This window comes from Stenotrophomonas sp. Ker107b, from assembly GCF_053847245.1.
This window is the reverse complement of the sequence record NZ_JBSPHX010000002.1, coordinates 1190914-1206423: the sequence shown is the minus strand read 5'-3', so window position 1 is coordinate 1206423 and position 15510 is coordinate 1190914. Positions and strand designations below refer to the sequence as shown.

The window sequence follows — 15510 nt, the reverse complement described above, 5'->3', positions numbered from 1 at the left end:
ATTGCTCAGTCGACTTCGACCATCTCGAAATCATCCTTGGTCACGCCGCAGTCCGGGCACGTCCACGTATCGGGAATGTCTTCCCAGCGCGTGCCCGGCGCGATGCCTTCTTCCGGCAGGCCGTCCTCTTCCCTGTACAGGAACCCGCAGACAACGCACATCCAGGTGCGGAAGGTGGTGGCGGTAGCGTCGGTCATCGGATAATCACGGTGGGACAAGGGCAGACAGCCCGCATTGTCCCACTCCCGTTGCACTACCGGTAGCCATTGATGAATCACGCTTCAGCCCCCACGCCGCCGCGCGGCGTCTACCTGATCACCCCGGACGAGCCCGATACCGCCCGTCTGCTGGCGCGTACCGCGCCGCTGCTGGCCACCGGCGTCACCCTGCTGCAGTACCGCAACAAGACCGCCGATGCCCCGCTGCGCCGCGCACAGGCCGAGGCCCTGCAGGCGCTGTGCGCCCGCTACGCCACGCCGCTGATCATCAATGACGACCCCGCGCTGGCCCAGGCGGTCGGTGCGGCCGGCGTGCACCTGGGGGAGGACGATGAAGGGATCGCCGCCGCACGCGCCCTGCTCGGCCCGACCGCCATCATCGGCATCTCCTGCTACGACGATCATGCGCGTGCCGAACGCGCCGCCACCGCCGGTGCCAGCTACCTCGCCTTTGGCGCCTTCTTCGCCAGCAACAGCAAGGCCACCACCCGCCGCGCCACGCCCGCCCTGCTGCGGCAAAGCGCCGCACTCGGGCTGCCGCGGGTGGCGATCGGCGGGCTGACGCCGGACAATGTGGCACCGCTCATCGCTGCCGGCGCCGATCTGATCGCCGTCATCAGCAGCGTGTACGCCGCACCCGATCCGGTCGCTACGCTGCACGCCTACCTCGATTGCTTCCAGGAACCCGCATGAACCACGACCAGTCCCACGCCCTTTTCACCCGCGCCCAGACGCTGCTGCCGGGCGGCGTCAACTCGCCGGTGCGCGCGTTCAAGTCGGTCGGTGGCGAGCCGTTCTTCGTCAAGCGCGCCGATGGCCCCTACCTGTACGACGTGGACGACAACCGCTACATCGATTACGTCGGCTCCTGGGGCCCGATGATTGTTGGCCACAATCACACCGCGGTGCGCCAGGCGGTCAAGCAGGCGATCGGCAACGGTCTGTCCTTCGGCGCGCCGTGCGAAGCCGAAGTGACCATGGCCGAAACCCTGACCCGGCTGGTGCCGTCCTGCGAGATGGTGCGCATGGTCAACTCGGGCACCGAGGCCACGCTGTCGGCGATCCGGCTGGCGCGCGGCGCCACCGGCCGCAGCCGCATCGTCAAGTTCGAAGGCTGCTACCACGGCCACGGCGACTCGTTCCTGGTCAAGGCCGGCAGCGGCATGCTGACCCTGGGCGTGCCGACCTCGCCGGGTGTCCCGGCCGGGCTGAGCGAACTCACCCTGACCCTGCCCTACAACGATGTCGAAGCGGCCACCGCGCTGTTCGCCGAACAGGGCGAGCACATCGCCGGGCTGATCATCGAGCCGGTGGTGGGCAACGCCAACTGCATCCCGCCGCGCGAGGGCTACCTGCAGCACCTGCGCGCACTGTGCACGCAGTACGGCACGGTGCTGATCTTCGATGAAGTGATGACCGGCTTCCGCGTGGCCCTCGGTGGCGCGCAGGCGCATTACGGCGTCACCCCGGACCTGACCACCTTCGGCAAGATCATCGGCGGCGGCATGCCCGTGGGTGCCTACGGCGGCCGGCGCGAGCTGATGTCGCAGATTTCCCCGGCCGGCCCGATCTACCAGGCGGGCACGCTGAGCGGCAATCCGGTGGCGATGGCCGCGGGCCTGGCGATGCTGGAACTGGTGCAGGAACCGGGCTTCCATGATCGCCTGAGTGCTTCGGCCGCGCGCCTGTGCGCGGGGCTGGAAGCGGCGGCGGCGGATGCAGGCGTGGCAGTGACCACCACCCAGGTCGGCGCGATGTTCGGCCTGTTTTTCACTGACCAGAAGGTGGAGACCTACGCGCAGGCGACCGCGTGCGACATCACCGCGTTCAACACCTTCTTCCACGCGATGCTGGAGCGCGGCGTGTTCCTGGCCCCCTCCGCGTATGAAGCCGGCTTCCTGTCCAGCGCCCACGACGACAGCATCATCGATGCGACGCTCGACGCCGCGCGCGAAGCGTTCAAGGTCGTCAAGGGCTGATCAAATAACAGGGACGGGGGTAGTTAATAATTACCCCCGTCCCTGTTAAATATTGATTGCTTCAACCGAATACGAAGCGGCCTTTCATCATCGCGAAGTGGCCCGGGAACGAGCAGAAGAAGGTGTAGTCGCCGCCCTTGGTCAGCTTGGCGGTGGAGAAGGTGACGCTGGTGCTCTGGCCACCGCCGATCACCGGGGTATGCGCCAGCACGCGTGCATCGCCCTTGGGCAGGTAGCTGTCGGCCAGCGTCGTGCGCATGCCGGCCATCGCGACCGGCTGATAATCGGCGGCGCGGGTCAGTACCCAGTTGTGGCCCATTGCGGTCGCCGCGAGCTTGCCGGTGTGGCGCAGGGTCAGCTTCACCTGGGTGCAGTCCGCGGCAACCTTGAGTTCCTTCTGGCTGAAGCTCATCTGGTCGGTGCTGTCGATGGCGATCGCGCAGACGCGCGCATGCGCGGCCGGGGCCAGCATCAGGCCAGCGAGCAACACGGGGGCAAGCAGTTTCAAGGCGATCTCCATCAGGCAGTCCCCACGATTCTAGTGACCGCCCGTGCAGGCGACGTGCGACGCGATGTCGCAGCGCAGGCCCCGGCTGGGTTACGGTCAGCCCTGGACCTGGACGAGACTTCCCCATGCCGCGTGTCATCGAGTGCCTGCTGCTGGATTTCGATGGCGTGCTGGTGCGCTATGCGCGGCACCTGCGTGTGCGCCATCTGGCCGCGAGCATCGGCTGCAGCGCGGCGCAGGTGCAGACGGCACTGTTCGACAGCGGGCTGGAACGTGCCTACGACAGCGGCATGGCGACCGACGCCTACCTGCAGCAACTGGGCGATGCGCTGCAGACCACGATCAGCATCGCGCAGTGGCAGGCCGCGCGCATCGCCGCGTGCGCACCGCAAACAGGTGTGGTCGAACGCGTGGCGCAGATCGCGCAGACGTTGCCGATCGGGATCCTGACCAACAACGGCGCGCTGATGGCGCAGACGATTCCACAGCTCCTTCCAACCCTGGCCGATGCCCTGCACGGCCGCATCCTGTGCAGCGGTGCGCTGGGCGGGCGCAAGCCGGATCCGGCGATATTCGCCAAGGCGGTGACGCTGCTCGGCGCACGTGCCGAGCGCACGCTGTTCATCGATGACCTGTTCGTCAACGTGCGCGGGGCACGGCTGGCCGGCCTGCAGGCCGAGACCGCAACGGACAGCCGCGCGTTCGGCAAGGTCATGAAGCGATACGCCCTGACGTAGCGCCGACCGTTGGCTAGCGCGACGCGATGAACGATTGCACGGCCGCACGCAGACGCTTCAGGCCTTCGGCGATTTCCTCATCCGTGATGTTCAGCGACGGCACGAAGCGCAGCACGTCCGGCCCGGCCTGCAGGGTCAGCAGGCCGTGCTCGGCGGCGTGATCCAGGATGGGACCGGCCTGACCGGCAAAATCCTTGTCCAGCACCGCGCCCAGCATCAGGCCGCGACCGCGGACCTGGCTGAACACCTTGAACTCGTCGTTGATCTTGCCCAGGCCATCGCGCAGCGCCTGCGACTGACGGCTCACGTTGTGCGCGATCTCCGGCGAGGACAGCTTGCGCAGCGCCACGCGGGCGACGGCGGCGGCCAGCGGGTTGCCACCGAAGGTGGTGCCGTGCGCGCCGAACTGCATCACCTCGGCCACCTTCGGGCCGGCCAGCATCGCGCCGATCGGGAAGCCGCCGCCCAGTGCCTTGGCCAGGGTGACGATGTCCGGTTTGATGTTGTCCTGCCAGTGCGCGAACAGCGTGCCGGTGCGGCCCATGCCGGCCTGGATCTCATCCAGCACCACCAGCGCGTTGTGCTGGTCGCACAACTCACGCACGCGCTGCAGGAAGCCCGGCTTGGCCGGCATCACGCCGCCCTCGCCCTGGATCGGCTCCAACATCACCGCGGCCACATCGCCGGCGGCCATCGCGGTCTCCAGCTGCACCTCGTCATTGAAATCGACATAGCGGAAGCCACCGGGCAGCGGCTCGTAGCCTTCCTGGTACTTCGGCTGGGCAGTGGCGGTCACCGCCGCCAGCGTGCGGCCGTGGAAGCTGCCGCGGAAGGTCACGATCACCCGCTGATGTGCCGGGCGGCCCAGCGAGGAAGCCCACTTGCGGACCAGCTTGATCGCCACTTCATTGGCTTCGGCGCCGGAGTTGCACAGGAACACCCGCTCGGCGAAACGCGAGGCGGTGACCAGTTCCTCGGCCAGGCGCAGCGGCGGCTCGCTGTAGAACACGTTGCTGGTGTGCCAGAGCTTGCCGGCCTGCTCGATCAGCGCCGCGGTGAGGTCCGGATCGTTGTGGCCCAGGCCACACACCGCGATGCCGGCGGCCAGATCGATGAATTCGCGGCCCTGACTGTCCCAGACGCGCGCGCCCTGGCCACGTTCGAGCACCACCTGGCGCGGTTTGTAGACCGGCAGGTAGTAATGCGACAGGGACAACAGCGGATCGGTGGCAGCGGCAGTCATGGCAGTCAACGGCTCAGGAAAGATCCCATTCTCGCGCTTTGGGCCGGTGGGGCACAATGCGCCCCATGCGACCGTTCACCGCCCCCCAGCTCAACCCCGCCACCGACTCCGGCTGGCGCCGCCAGTGGTTCGACATCATCTACCGCCACGACACCCGGCCCTCGCGCAATTTCGACCTGCTGCTGGTCTACGCGATCATCGCCAGCGTGGTGGTGGTCATGTTCGACAGCGTGCAGCGCTTCCACGCGGCCTATGCCGACTGGCTGTATGTGCTGGAATGGGGCTTCACGATCCTGTTCACCGCCGAGTACCTGCTGCGGCTGGTGGTGGTCAAACGCCCGCTGCGCTACGCATTCAGTATCTGGGGCATCATCGACCTGGCCTCGATCCTGCCGACTTACCTGTCGCTGTTCATCCCCGGCGCCCAGAGCCTGCTGGTGGTACGCGCGCTGCGCATCCTGCGGGTGTTCCGGATCCTCAAGCTGACCCGCTACATCGAAGAAAGCGGCGTGCTGATGGAGTCGCTGTGGCGCAGCCGGCGCAAGGTGCTGCTGTTCCTGTTCACGGTCATCACCATCACCATCATCGCCGGCACCATGATGTACGTGATCGAAGGCCCCAACCACGGCTTCACCAGCATCCCCAGCAGCATGTACTGGGCGGTGGTGACCATGGCCACGGTGGGCTTCGGCGACATCGTGCCGCAGACCGTGCTGGGCCGGTTCGTCACCTCGGTGCTGATCCTGATCGGCTACAGCATCATTGCGGTGCCGACCGGCATCTACACCGCCGAACTGGCCAATACCATGCGTGATGCCGAGCATGCCGCACGCCGGGATGCGCGCGGCTGCCCGCACTGCGGGCTGGAAGGGCACGAACCGGATGCGCTGCACTGCCGCCACTGCGGCGAGAAACTGCCCCCGGTCTTCAACGTCTGATCAACGCGGGGCGGGCCGCCTGGCAGCCCGCCCCGCGCCGGCTCAGCGTGCGCCGCTGGACTGCGCCAGGCGGTTGCTCATGTCGACCAGATCGTTGTAGCTGACCAGCAACGCTTCGGCCGAGCCCTGCGGGTTGTTGATCCGGCCGCCGCTCTCGATCAGCATCTGCTCGCTGCGGGTGTACGGCTTCTTTGACTCGACGCGCTCGATACGGCGACCGGCATCACGGGCCAGCGTATCGGCCGCACGTTCCAGGTGCCCCCACATCGCATCGCCCTTGCCGACCTTGTCATCCTGCGCCTGCTGCAGCAGCGCCTGGAACGCGGTGAGCTGGGTGCGGGCCACGGCCAGGTCCGGCGCCTCGGTGTTGAGCAGCTGGGTCAGCTGCTTGCCATCGCCGAGGATCTTGATCTGGTAGTACGCCATCGAGCGGCCTTCAGAGGCTTCAATCTCCTTGAGCTGCTCGGCACGGCGTTCGTCTTCGCGCTTTTCCAGCGCGGCATCCAGCGCGGTGCCTGCATCGAAGAAGGCCATGTAGGCCTTCATCAACGGCGCATGCTGGCTGCGCATCCCGGCATGGTCATCGCGCAGGTAGTCCTCGCGGCTGTAGTAACGGTCGGCCTGCTCGATCAAGGCGTACAGGTCGACGAAGGTCTTCTGGTAGTTGCGGGCTGCCGGATCCAGTGCCGGCTCGGCCGGCGTCATCGCCAGCGCAGCGACCATGGGCGCGTTGCACGCGTCCACACGATGCGACAGCACCGTACCCGGGCCACGTACCTTCTTCTCGTTGCCGGTCGGGCCGGCCTCCGGGTCCTGCATCCAGCCGATGTACTGCTGGAAGCCTTCGTGGATCGGCTGTTCGACGGCATTGAAGCAGGCGATGTAGGCGTTCACCTTCTCCACGCCCTGGGTATCGGCGACGCTGCCCGGGCCCTTGCTGCAGGCGCCGAGCAGGCTGATCAAGGCGATGGCGGCGGCGAGCGGCGCGGTCCGTGTGCGGAATGACATGCGAGTGTCCATACAAATTGGGGCCCGCACCTTAACAGCCCGGTGTGTGCAGCCGCTGTCATCGCACGCCGGGCGCGCGTCAGTCCAGGAACAGATCCGGCATCAGCGGGCGCGATGGATCGACGGCATAGCCGCTCAGATCGGTGATGCCGGCCTGCGCCAGCACCTCGTCATCGAGCAGGAACTGCCCGCTGAAACCGGCCGCGTCGCGGCACAGCACCGCATGCGCGGCGTCCGCCAGGATCGCCGGCGTGCGGCAGCCACTGATATCCACACCGGGAATCATGTTGATCGCATCGGTGGCGATCACCGTGCGTGGCCACAGCGCATTGACCGCCACGCCCTGCGGGCCGAACTCGGCCGCCAGGCCGAGGGTGACGAAGCTCATGCCCATCTTGGCCAGGGTGTAGCCGGTGTGCGGGCCCCACCACTTCGGGTCCAGCGTCGGCGGCGGCGCCAGCGTGAGGATGTGCGGATTGGGCGCTTGCAGCAGGTGCGGCAGGCAGGCCTGTGCGCACAGGAAGCTGCCGCGCGCGTTGACCTGCTGCATCAGGTCGAAGCGTTTCATCGGCGTATCCAGCGTGCCGCGCAGCCAGATCGCGCTGGCGTTGTTGATCAGGATGTCGATACCACCGAAGGTATCCACGGTGGCGGCGACGGCCGCGCGCACCTGGTCTTCTTCGCGGATGTCGCACTTCAGCGCCAGCCCCTGCCCGCCTGCGGCGGTCACCGCCTCGGCGGCGCTGTGGATGGTGCCCGGCAGCTTGGGGTTGGGCACGGACGACTTGGCCGCGATCGCGACGTTGGCGCCGTCGCGTGCCGCGCGCAGCGCGATGGCCAGGCCGATCCCGCGCGAGGCGCCGGTGATGAACAGGGTCTTGCCTTGAAGACTGGCCATGCGCGGGTTCCTTCGGTGCGATTGCAATGAACCCGCATTATGCCGCCCCGGCGCACACGCCGGATTCATGCACCCCGTCGATACTGGCGGCTCCCGTTCTGCATGGAATGAGCGACATGACGGCGATCCGCCTTCCCCTGACCGCGTTGGCCCTGGTGCTGAGTAGTGCGGCCTGCCAGCCCACCGGCGATCCGGCCACATCCGCCACGTCCGCCACGTCGGCGGTCGCCACGGTGCCGGGCACCGCCGGTGGCGTCTCGCCCTTCAGCGACGCGGCGATCTGGGACGGCCAAGTGGATGCCTGCCGCGGCCAGGCACCCGTTGCCGATGATTGCCTGGCCAAGGTCATGCAGGCCGCCAACGCGAGCCCGCAGGCGATCGCGGCCGCCCATCAGCTCGGTGCGCAGGGCAATCCCGGCTATGTGAGTGCATGGCGCAACCAGGACGGCGTCGGCATCGCCACCATCGAGTATCCGTTCCGCGCCAATACCAACGAGGGCACGCTGCTGGTCGACAGTGCGGGCCACACGCAGGATGTGGACGCCGACGTGCTGCCGGAAATGTCGCGCGCCGACGCCACGGTCAAGCCGTTCCTGGATGCACACCCGGACGCCACGCCTTTCGCACCGGCGCAGGCCAGCGGCAGCGAAGCGCTGCCCGAGGGAGGCGTGCGCTTGATCTACAGCACACCGATGCGCACCTGTCACGCCTGCGCGGACGATGGGAAACTGAGGGTCGCCTACGATTTCGATGGGCAGCGCCGCTTCAGCGGCAAGCAGATTCTCGATCTGCGCTGATCACCCACGCGTGGTCCAGGTCAGCCGTGCACTCGCCCGGTCACTGCGGCGAGCGCGCCGTGCGCGCGCTCACGGCTTGGGGCCCTGCCCTTCGTTGTCTTCCCAGTGCAGGATTTTCCGCGTGACAAAGCGGTAGACCGGCTTGCCGGTACGGAACCAGAGATCGCGCACCCATGAGGTGCGTTTGAGCAGCCGTTTTTCCACCGGGGTCAGCGACTGCCTGCAGTACATGCGCTTGTGCTTGAGCAGATGCCGCAGGTCTTCGCGGGCCAGCAGGCGCATCCAGCGCGAGCGCGGGTTGCCGATCACCGCCAGCTGGAAATCGATCAACGCCGGCGAGCCGTCTTCGCGCACCAGCCAATTGGCCTCCTTGGCCAGGTCGTTGTGCGCGATGCCGTGGCGATGCACCTGCTGCAGCAGCCGTCGCGCCGCGCGGAAGTAGGCCAGATCGCCATGCGGCGGACGCTGGTACATGGCATCACCGGCCATGAAGCTGCGATCCAGCCAGCGCCCGTTCCAGCCCAGCAACCGCGGGGTGGCCGGCATGCCATCCAGATGCGCCAGCGCGCGCGCCTCGCGCCGGGCCAGCCACCAAGCAGGTACCCGCAACCACCAGGGCGTGGCCTCCAGGTCACGGCGCACGAAGCGCTGGCCATCCTCCTCCATCAGCAGGATGCGGCCAAAACTGTCAGCTTTGAGGGCGGTCGGCGCGGGATCGGCAGGGCGTGTCATGCCGCCATTCTAGGCGGGTGACCGCGTTCATTCACTGCAGAAGCTGCACATTGCCGGCGCCTGGCCGGCAGGCAGTCACTTTGCCCCCTCTATAATCCCCCGATGGACTCGTCATGGATCGATGCCACGCTTGCGTGGATCTCAGCTCACCCCGTGCTTGCCGGTGCGGTCATTTTCCTCATCGCCTTCTGCGATGCGGTCATCGTGCTGGGCGCGATCGTGCCCGCGTTGCCGCTGCTGTTCGCGGTCGGTGTGTTCATCGGCCTGGGCCAGATCTCCGGGCCGTATGCGGTGGCCTGCGCGGCGTTGGGCGCGTTCGCCGGTGACGGCATCAGCTACTGGATCGGCCGGCGCTGGGGCGATCGCCTGCGCGGCTTCTGGCCCTTCAGCAAATACCCGCAGCTGCTCGACCGTGGCGAGACGATGTTCCGCCGTAATGCCTTCAAGAGCATCCTGGTGGCGCGCTATGTCGGCGCGATCCGCCCGTTCGTGCCGGCCATCGCCGGCATGATGAAGATGCCGCTGTCGCGCTACATCCAGGCCAGCGGCATCGCCAGTCTGTCCTGGGCGGTGCTGTTCCTGGCGCCCGGCTGGGTGCTCGGCGAGGCGTATGACGCGGTCGCTGCGGTCGCCGGCCGGCTGGTGATGGTGCTGGCCCTGCTCGGCGTGATCATGGGCCTGGTCTGGGCGATCGTGCTGTATGGCTACCGCTGGTCGGCCTCGCGCATGGACAGCTGGCTGGCCAGCCTGCTGGCCTGGTCGCAGCGTCACCCGACCCTGGGCCGTTACTCGGTCGCCGTGTTCGATCCGCAGCGCCGTGAGTCGGTGCCGCTGGCGATGCTGGCGGTGATGCTGCTGTTGCTCGGCTGGGGCTGGTTCGCGCTGTTGATGGCGGTGGTCGCCCACGGTGAACCGCTGATGGTCGATCTGGCCGTGCACCACGCGATGCTGGCATTGCGCAATCCGCTGGCCGATTACCCGATGGCCGCGCTGGCCTCGCTGGGCGCCTGGCAGGTCCTGTTGCCGGCCACGGCGGCCGGCATGGGCTACCTGGTCTGGCGCCGGCGCTGGATGGCGGCCGCGCACTGGCTGGCCGCCCTCGCCTTCGGGCTGGCGCTGTGCAAGCTGCTCGGTGCGACGGTGGACGTGGTCCGCCCACCGGATGCGAGCAGCGGCTTCGGCTTCCCGTCGGTGTCGGTGACGATGGCCACGATCACCTTCGGCTTCTTCGCCGTGCTGATCGCCCGCGAACTGCCGGGGCGCACGCGTGTGTGGCCCTACCTGCTGTCGGGCATCGTCGTCAGCCTGATCGGCTTCGCCCGCATCTACCTCGGCGCGCATTGGCTGAGCGATGTGATCGGCGGCATGCTGTTCGGCCTGTTCTGGCTGCTGGTGCTGGGCATCGCCTACCGCCGCCGGTTCAACCGCTCGTTCTGGGTCAAGCCGGTGGCATGGTTGTTCTACGGCACGTTCGCCATCGCCGCGCTCTGGTACGCCCCGCGCAACATTCCGGTGAAACTGGCGCGCTTCGAGCCGGCCCAGCCGACCCCGGCACCGCTGGACGCCCAGGCCTGGTGGTCAACCGAGTGGCAGCACCTGCCCTCGCGCCGCAATGAGTTCGATGACGATCAGCGCTGGCCGCTGGATGTGCAGGTGGCCGGTCCGCTGGCCCCGTTGCAGCGCCGGCTGGAAAGCCAGGGCTGGCGCGTGCAGCCGCAGGCCGGCTGGGAGCAGGCGCTATTGATGCTCGACAAGTCCTCCGACAAGGACAAGGTACCGGTGCTGCCGGCCACGCTGGATACGCAGGTCGAATCGCTGCTGATGCTGCGTGCGGGCAATGCACCCAATGAGATCTTCGCCCTGCGCCTGTGGCCCGCGCCGGCACGCCTGGCAGCGCCGGACAACGAACCGCTGTGGCTGGGCAGTGCACAGACCCTGCACTACCAGCAGCACTTCAAGCTGATCGGAATGTGGCGGCCGATGCGGGGCATCGACCCGTCGCTCAATGCGGTCCGCCAGGCACTGGACGGCCTGCCGCAGCAGGTCGATACCCATCCGGACACCGAGATGCCGGTACTGCGCGTGCGCATGCCGCCGGCCGAGTAATGCAGCGCCGGGGCTACCCGGCCGAGGGGGCGTAACGCGGGGCGAAACCGCGTTACGGCATCCAGTCCAGCAGCGCCTGCAGGCGCTGGTGCGGGTCATCGTGTTGCAGCAGTTGCAGGCGTTGCGCGTCCTGCAGCGGCAGCAGTTCGGCCAGGCGCCAGCCGACCCAGCTGGCCTGCTCCATCTGCGCCGGGCTGACCGGTGCGAAGGCCGCGCCGGCCTGCTCGATGATGTGCTCCAGCACGGTGGCCATCAGCGCGTGCTCGGGCTGCAGTTCGTCGTCGCTGTCGGCGGCGCACCAGGTCACCTCGGCGATGATCAGCCCGTTGTCGCGCACGCGGGTGTGATCCACATGGAAGCGGCGCTGGCCACGCAGGCGCAGCACCAGCACGCCATCGGCGCCCACGTCGAAATCCTCGATCCGCGCCTCGACCCCATAGGCGGCCGGCAACGCCGGCGCACCGATCTCCTCACCGTCCAGGATCAGGCAGACACCGAAGGCCGTCCCGGCACGGCTGCACTCACGCAGCATGTCCAGGTAGCGGCGTTCGAATACCCGCAGGCCGAGCGCGGCGCCGGGCAGTAGCACGGTGTGCAGCGGGAACAGGGGCAGTGAAGCGGTGTCGGTCATGGCCCGCGTCCCTCAGGGCTGCTGCAGCTGTGCCAGGAAGCGGCGCGGCGCCCCATCGAAACCGCCGTTGGACATGAACACCACATGGTCACCCGGCGCGGCGATCGCGCCCAGCTGAGCCAGCAAGGCATCGGTGTCCGGCACGGCATGGGCCTGGCCACGCACGGCGGCGATCACGCTGGCCGCATCCCAGGCCAGCTCGGGGCGATGCAGGAACACTACCGCGTCGGCACCGTCCAGCGAAGGCGCCAGCGCCTGCGCGTGTGCCCCCAACCGCATCGAGTTGCTGCGCGGCTCCATGGCCACCACGATGCGGGCATCGCCCACCTTGGCACGCAGGCCATCAAGCGTCGTGCGGATCGCGGTGGGGTGATGCGCGAAATCGTCGTAGAGGGTGATGTCGCGTGCCTGGCCGATCACTTCCATCCGGCGTTTGACGCTGCGGAATGCGGCCAGCGCCGGGATCACCGTGGCCAGCTCGACGCCGACCGCATGCGCGGCAGCCAGGGCGGCCAGCCCATTGAGGACATTGTGGCGGCCAAGCAGCGACCAGCGCACTTCACCGACCCGCTCGCCGCGATGGTGCACGACGAACACACTGCCGTCGGCCTCCACCAGCTCGGCGTGCCATTCCAGCGAAGGATCGAAACCGAAGCGCTCCACCGGGGTCCAGCAGCCCATCGCCAGCACGTCGGCGAGATAGGCATCTTCGCCGTTGACGATCAGGCGCCCGCGCGCGGGCACGGTGCGGATCAGATGGTGGAACTGGCGCTGGATCGCGGCCACGTCCGGGAAAATATCGGCGTGGTCGTATTCGAGGTTGTTGAGGATCGCCACCAGCGGCCGGTAGTGCACGAACTTGCTGCGCTTGTCGAAAAACGCGGTGTCGTACTCGTCCGCCTCGACCACGAACTCACGGCCGCTGCCGACGCGGGCGGAAACGCCGAAATCCTCGGCCACGCCGCCGATCAGAAAGCCGGGGTCACGCCCGGCGCTGTGCAGCAGCCAGGTCAGGATGGTGGTGGTGGTGGTCTTGCCGTGGGTGCCGGCGACGGCCAGCGTGTCGCGGCCCGGCAGCACCTGCTCGGACAGCCATTGGGCGCCGGAGATATAGCGTTGGCCGGCATCCAGCACCGCTTCCACGGCGGGATTGCCACGCGACAGCGCATTGCCGATCACCACCTCGTCGCAGTCCGGCGCCACGCTGTCGGCGCGGTAGCCCGGATCCAGGGCGATGCCCAGGCGTTCGAGCTGGGTGGACATCGGCGGGTAGATCGCCTGGTCGCTGCCGCGGACCGTATGGCCCTTCTCGCGCGCCAGTGCGGCCACGCCGCCCATGAAAGTGCCTGCAATGCCAAGGATGTGGATCGTGCTCATGCGTGCGATTGTCGCCGATCACCATCGCCGATGGAGATCGCCGTCAGACAACTCCTGGTCGACTATAAGAAAAGTCCAGCGGGGTGTCGGGGAATTCCCGATAGCGCCGTACTGTGAAGACGGACACAATTGTCTCGGCCAGCCGCAGTACCCCATTGGTCCTACTCCCCAAGAGGCCATCCCCAGGGGGGCTCATGCTGCGGGGCTCTGAGCAAGCCCGCTCGCTGGCACCTTCAAACCACACGCCTGGTCCCTTCGGGGGCCGGGCGCGTGTGTTTTCGGGCCCTGCACGCGCGGTGCGGGTGCGGTGCCGCCGTAGCGGCACCCACCGGCTCAGGCCTGGATCGCGGCGCGGATGCGCGCTTCCACATCGTTCAGTTCACCCACGCCATCCACGCGTGCGAGCGTGCCGCGGCCGGCATAGAAATCCACCACCGGCGCGGTCTGGTCGTTGTAGACCTGCAGGCGCTGGCGCACGGATTCGGGATTGTCATCGGCGCGGCCCTGTTCGGCGGCGCGGCCGGCGATGCGCTCGACCAGCAGTTCGGTCGGCACGTCCAGCTGTACCACGGCATCCAGCGGCTGGCCGATCTTGGCCAGCAGGGTATCCAGCGCATTGGCCTGGGCCACGTTGCGCGGGTAACCGTCGAGGATGAAGCCATTGGCCACATCGTCCTGGCCCAGGCGCGACTCGAGCATGCCCAGCAGGATGTCGTCGGACACCAGATTGCCGGCATCCATCACGGCCTTGGCCTGCTTGCCCAGCTCGGTGCCGGCGGCCACTTCGGCGCGCAGCAGATCACCGGTGGAAATGTGCGCAATCGAAAGATGTTCCTTCAGGCGCGTCGCCTGTGTCCCCTTGCCCGAACCGGGCGGTCCCAACAGAACCAATCGCATCAACCTGACTCCAACTTGGTAAGAAAACGGAGGGCGCGCGCCCCGGGAATGTCCACAATCACGCTGCACCGCAATACGCGCACTTTACCCCATCCGGGTAATGTCTCTGCAATGTCCGTCCCCCCAGACCAAGGTCGCACCATGTCCAAAGGTACCCTCCTCTACGCCCAGTCAGGTGGCGTCACCGCCGTCATCAATGCCACCGCCTCGGCGGTCATCAGCACGGCCCGGGCCAAAGGAATCAAGGTCTTGGCCGCGCGCAACGGCATTCTCGGCGCGCTCCGCGAAGACCTGATCGACACCTCCAAGGAGACCGCCGCCGCCATCGCCGCCCTCGCCCATACTCCCGGCGGCGCGTTCGGCTCATGCCGCTACAAGCTCAAATCGCTGGAGGCCGACCGCGGCAAATACGAGCGTCTGCTCGAGGTGCTGCGTGCCCATGACGTGCGCTGGTTCCTCTACAACGGCGGCAACGATTCGGCCGATACCGCCTGGAAGGTCTCCCAGCTGGCCAAGGCCTTCGACTACGACCTGACCTGCATCGGCGTGCCCAAGACCATCGACAACGATCTGGCGGTGACCGATACCTGCCCGGGCTTCGGCTCGGCCGCCAAGTACACCGCCGTCTCCGTGCGCGAAGCCGCGCTGGATGTGGCCGCGATGGCCGAGACCTCGACCAAGGTGTTCGTCTACGAGGCGATGGGCCGCCACGCCGGTTGGCTGGCCGCCGCCGCGGGCCTGGCCGGCCAAGGCGCCGACGACGCCCCGCACATCATCCTGCTGCCCGAGCGCGCGTATGACGAGGCGGCGTTCCTGGCCAAGGTCAAACAGGTGGTCGAGCGGGTGGGCTACTGCGTGGTGGTCGCCTCCGAAGGCATCCAGACCGCCGATGGCCGCTTCGTCGCCGATGCCGGCGGTGGTACCGATTCATTCGGGCATACGCAGCTTGGTGGCGTGGCCTCGCAGCTGGCCGCGCGGGTCAAGGATGGGCTGGGCTACAAGGTCCACTGGACCCTGCCCGACTACCTGCAGCGTTCGGCGCGCCATCTGGCCTCCAAGACCGATTGGGAGCAGGCACAGGCCGTGGGCAAGGCGGCGGTGCAGTTCGCGCTGAAGGGCCAGAACGCGGTGATGCCGGTGATCGTGCGCACCAGCGACACGCCCTACCGCTGGAAGATCGAGGCGGCCCCGCTGCACAAGGTGGCCAACCACGAGAAGAAGATGCCGGCCGGCTTCATCCGCCGCGATGGCTTCGGCATCACTGACAAGGCGCGGGCGTATCTGGCCCCGCTGATCAAAGGTGAAGCGCCGCTGCCGTACGGGTCCGATGGGCTGCCGAAGTACGTGACGCTGAAGAACGTGGCGGTGAAGAAGAAACTGCCTGCCTTCGAGGCGTAATCGACCCGGTAGTGCCGGCCGCTGGCCGGCACCGTCGGTGTGT

16 protein-coding genes are annotated in these 15510 nt (G+C 67.7%); 7 read left to right on the top strand and 9 right to left on the bottom strand.

The genetic code is table 11. The features are described from left to right. Nucleotides 1-5 precede the first annotated feature (5 nt). Entirely contained in the window at nt 6-197 is a 192-nt protein-coding gene (locus ACWV8V_RS15175; protein WP_037553342.1) for a rubredoxin, read from the bottom strand. Nucleotides 198-269: 72 nt separating this feature from the next. On the opposite strand from ACWV8V_RS15175, the gene thiE reads away from it, so the two are divergent. Then, complete coding sequence (thiE, locus tag ACWV8V_RS15170; protein ID WP_259259256.1) at nt 270-911, top strand: thiamine phosphate synthase; 642 nt, start codon at nt 270-272, stop codon at nt 909-911. Beyond that, nucleotides 908-2197 (top strand): glutamate-1-semialdehyde 2,1-aminomutase, encoded by a 1290-nt coding sequence (gene hemL / locus ACWV8V_RS15165; protein WP_455900114.1) that lies wholly within the window; start codon nt 908-910, stop codon nt 2195-2197. Before thiE ends, hemL begins: the two co-directional genes overlap by 4 nt. Nucleotides 2198-2258: 61 nt before the next feature. Here the strand turns inward: hemL and azu are convergent, their stop codons facing one another. Then, nucleotides 2259-2717 carry an azurin gene (gene azu, locus ACWV8V_RS15160; RefSeq protein ID WP_152152563.1) on the bottom strand — a complete coding sequence of 153 codons (459 nt, stop codon included), beginning with the start codon at nt 2715-2717 and terminating at the stop codon, nt 2259-2261. Nucleotides 2718-2830: 113 nt separating this feature from the next. Between azu and ACWV8V_RS15155 the strand changes: the two genes are divergently transcribed. After that, a complete protein-coding gene (locus ACWV8V_RS15155; protein WP_455900113.1) occupies nt 2831-3442 on the top strand; it encodes an HAD-IA family hydrolase in 612 nt (203 codons plus the stop codon). A 13-nt stretch (nt 3443-3455) separates the two neighbouring features. Here the strand turns inward: ACWV8V_RS15155 and ACWV8V_RS15150 are convergent, their stop codons facing one another. Continuing rightward, nucleotides 3456-4685 (bottom strand): acetylornithine transaminase, encoded by a 1230-nt coding sequence (locus ACWV8V_RS15150; protein ID WP_455900112.1) that lies wholly within the window; start codon nt 4683-4685, stop codon nt 3456-3458. A gap of 65 nt (nt 4686-4750) precedes the next feature. Between ACWV8V_RS15150 and ACWV8V_RS15145 the strand changes: the two genes are divergently transcribed. Then, nucleotides 4751-5623: an ion transporter gene (locus ACWV8V_RS15145; protein WP_455900132.1), complete on the top strand. Its 873-nt coding sequence runs from the start codon at nt 4751-4753 to the stop codon at nt 5621-5623. Nucleotides 5624-5665: 42 nt separating this feature from the next. Here ACWV8V_RS15145 and ACWV8V_RS15140 read toward each other — a convergent pair whose 3' ends face one another. Together ACWV8V_RS15140 and ACWV8V_RS15135 are read right to left on the bottom strand one after the other, a co-directional pair. After that, a complete protein-coding gene (locus ACWV8V_RS15140) occupies nt 5666-6631 on the bottom strand; it encodes a YiiG family protein (protein ID WP_455900111.1) in 966 nt (321 codons plus the stop codon). A gap of 79 nt (nt 6632-6710) precedes the next feature. Continuing rightward, a complete protein-coding gene (locus ACWV8V_RS15135) occupies nt 6711-7529 on the bottom strand; it encodes an SDR family oxidoreductase (RefSeq protein ID WP_259259250.1) in 819 nt (272 codons plus the stop codon). A gap of 116 nt (nt 7530-7645) precedes the next feature. Between ACWV8V_RS15135 and ACWV8V_RS15130 the strand changes: the two genes are divergently transcribed. Then, entirely contained in the window at nt 7646-8326 is a 681-nt protein-coding gene (locus ACWV8V_RS15130; protein WP_455900110.1) for a hypothetical protein, read from the top strand. Nucleotides 8327-8395: 69 nt separating this feature from the next. On the opposite strand, the gene ACWV8V_RS15125 is transcribed toward ACWV8V_RS15130, so the two are convergent. Beyond that, nucleotides 8396-9058: a serine/threonine-protein kinase gene (locus tag ACWV8V_RS15125; protein WP_259259248.1), complete on the bottom strand. Its 663-nt coding sequence runs from the start codon at nt 9056-9058 to the stop codon at nt 8396-8398. Between the two features lie 102 nt (nt 9059-9160). Between ACWV8V_RS15125 and ACWV8V_RS15120 the strand changes: the two genes are divergently transcribed. Beyond that, the gene (locus tag ACWV8V_RS15120; RefSeq protein WP_259259247.1) at nt 9161-11164 is read left to right on the top strand and encodes a bifunctional DedA family/phosphatase PAP2 family protein; all 2004 of its coding nucleotides are present in this window, start codon (nt 9161-9163) and stop codon (nt 11162-11164) included. A gap of 52 nt (nt 11165-11216) precedes the next feature. On the opposite strand, the gene ACWV8V_RS15115 is transcribed toward ACWV8V_RS15120, so the two are convergent. The 3 genes from ACWV8V_RS15115 to ACWV8V_RS15105 all read right to left on the bottom strand — a co-directional run bounded on the left by ACWV8V_RS15115 (nt 11217) and on the right by ACWV8V_RS15105 (nt 14069). Further along, a complete protein-coding gene (locus tag ACWV8V_RS15115; protein WP_259259246.1) occupies nt 11217-11795 on the bottom strand; it encodes an LON peptidase substrate-binding domain-containing protein in 579 nt (192 codons plus the stop codon). 12 nt (nt 11796-11807) lie between these two features. Continuing rightward, nucleotides 11808-13172 (bottom strand): UDP-N-acetylmuramate:L-alanyl-gamma-D-glutamyl-meso-diaminopimelate ligase, encoded by a 1365-nt coding sequence (gene mpl / locus ACWV8V_RS15110; protein WP_259259245.1) that lies wholly within the window; start codon nt 13170-13172, stop codon nt 11808-11810. A 333-nt stretch (nt 13173-13505) separates the two neighbouring features. Next, nucleotides 13506-14069 (bottom strand): adenylate kinase, encoded by a 564-nt coding sequence (locus ACWV8V_RS15105; RefSeq protein WP_259259244.1) that lies wholly within the window; start codon nt 14067-14069, stop codon nt 13506-13508. A gap of 141 nt (nt 14070-14210) precedes the next feature. On the opposite strand from ACWV8V_RS15105, the gene ACWV8V_RS15100 reads away from it, so the two are divergent. Then, a complete protein-coding gene (locus tag ACWV8V_RS15100) occupies nt 14211-15467 on the top strand; it encodes a 6-phosphofructokinase (RefSeq protein ID WP_346468595.1) in 1257 nt (418 codons plus the stop codon). The last annotated feature ends 43 nt before the right edge of the window (nt 15468-15510 follow it).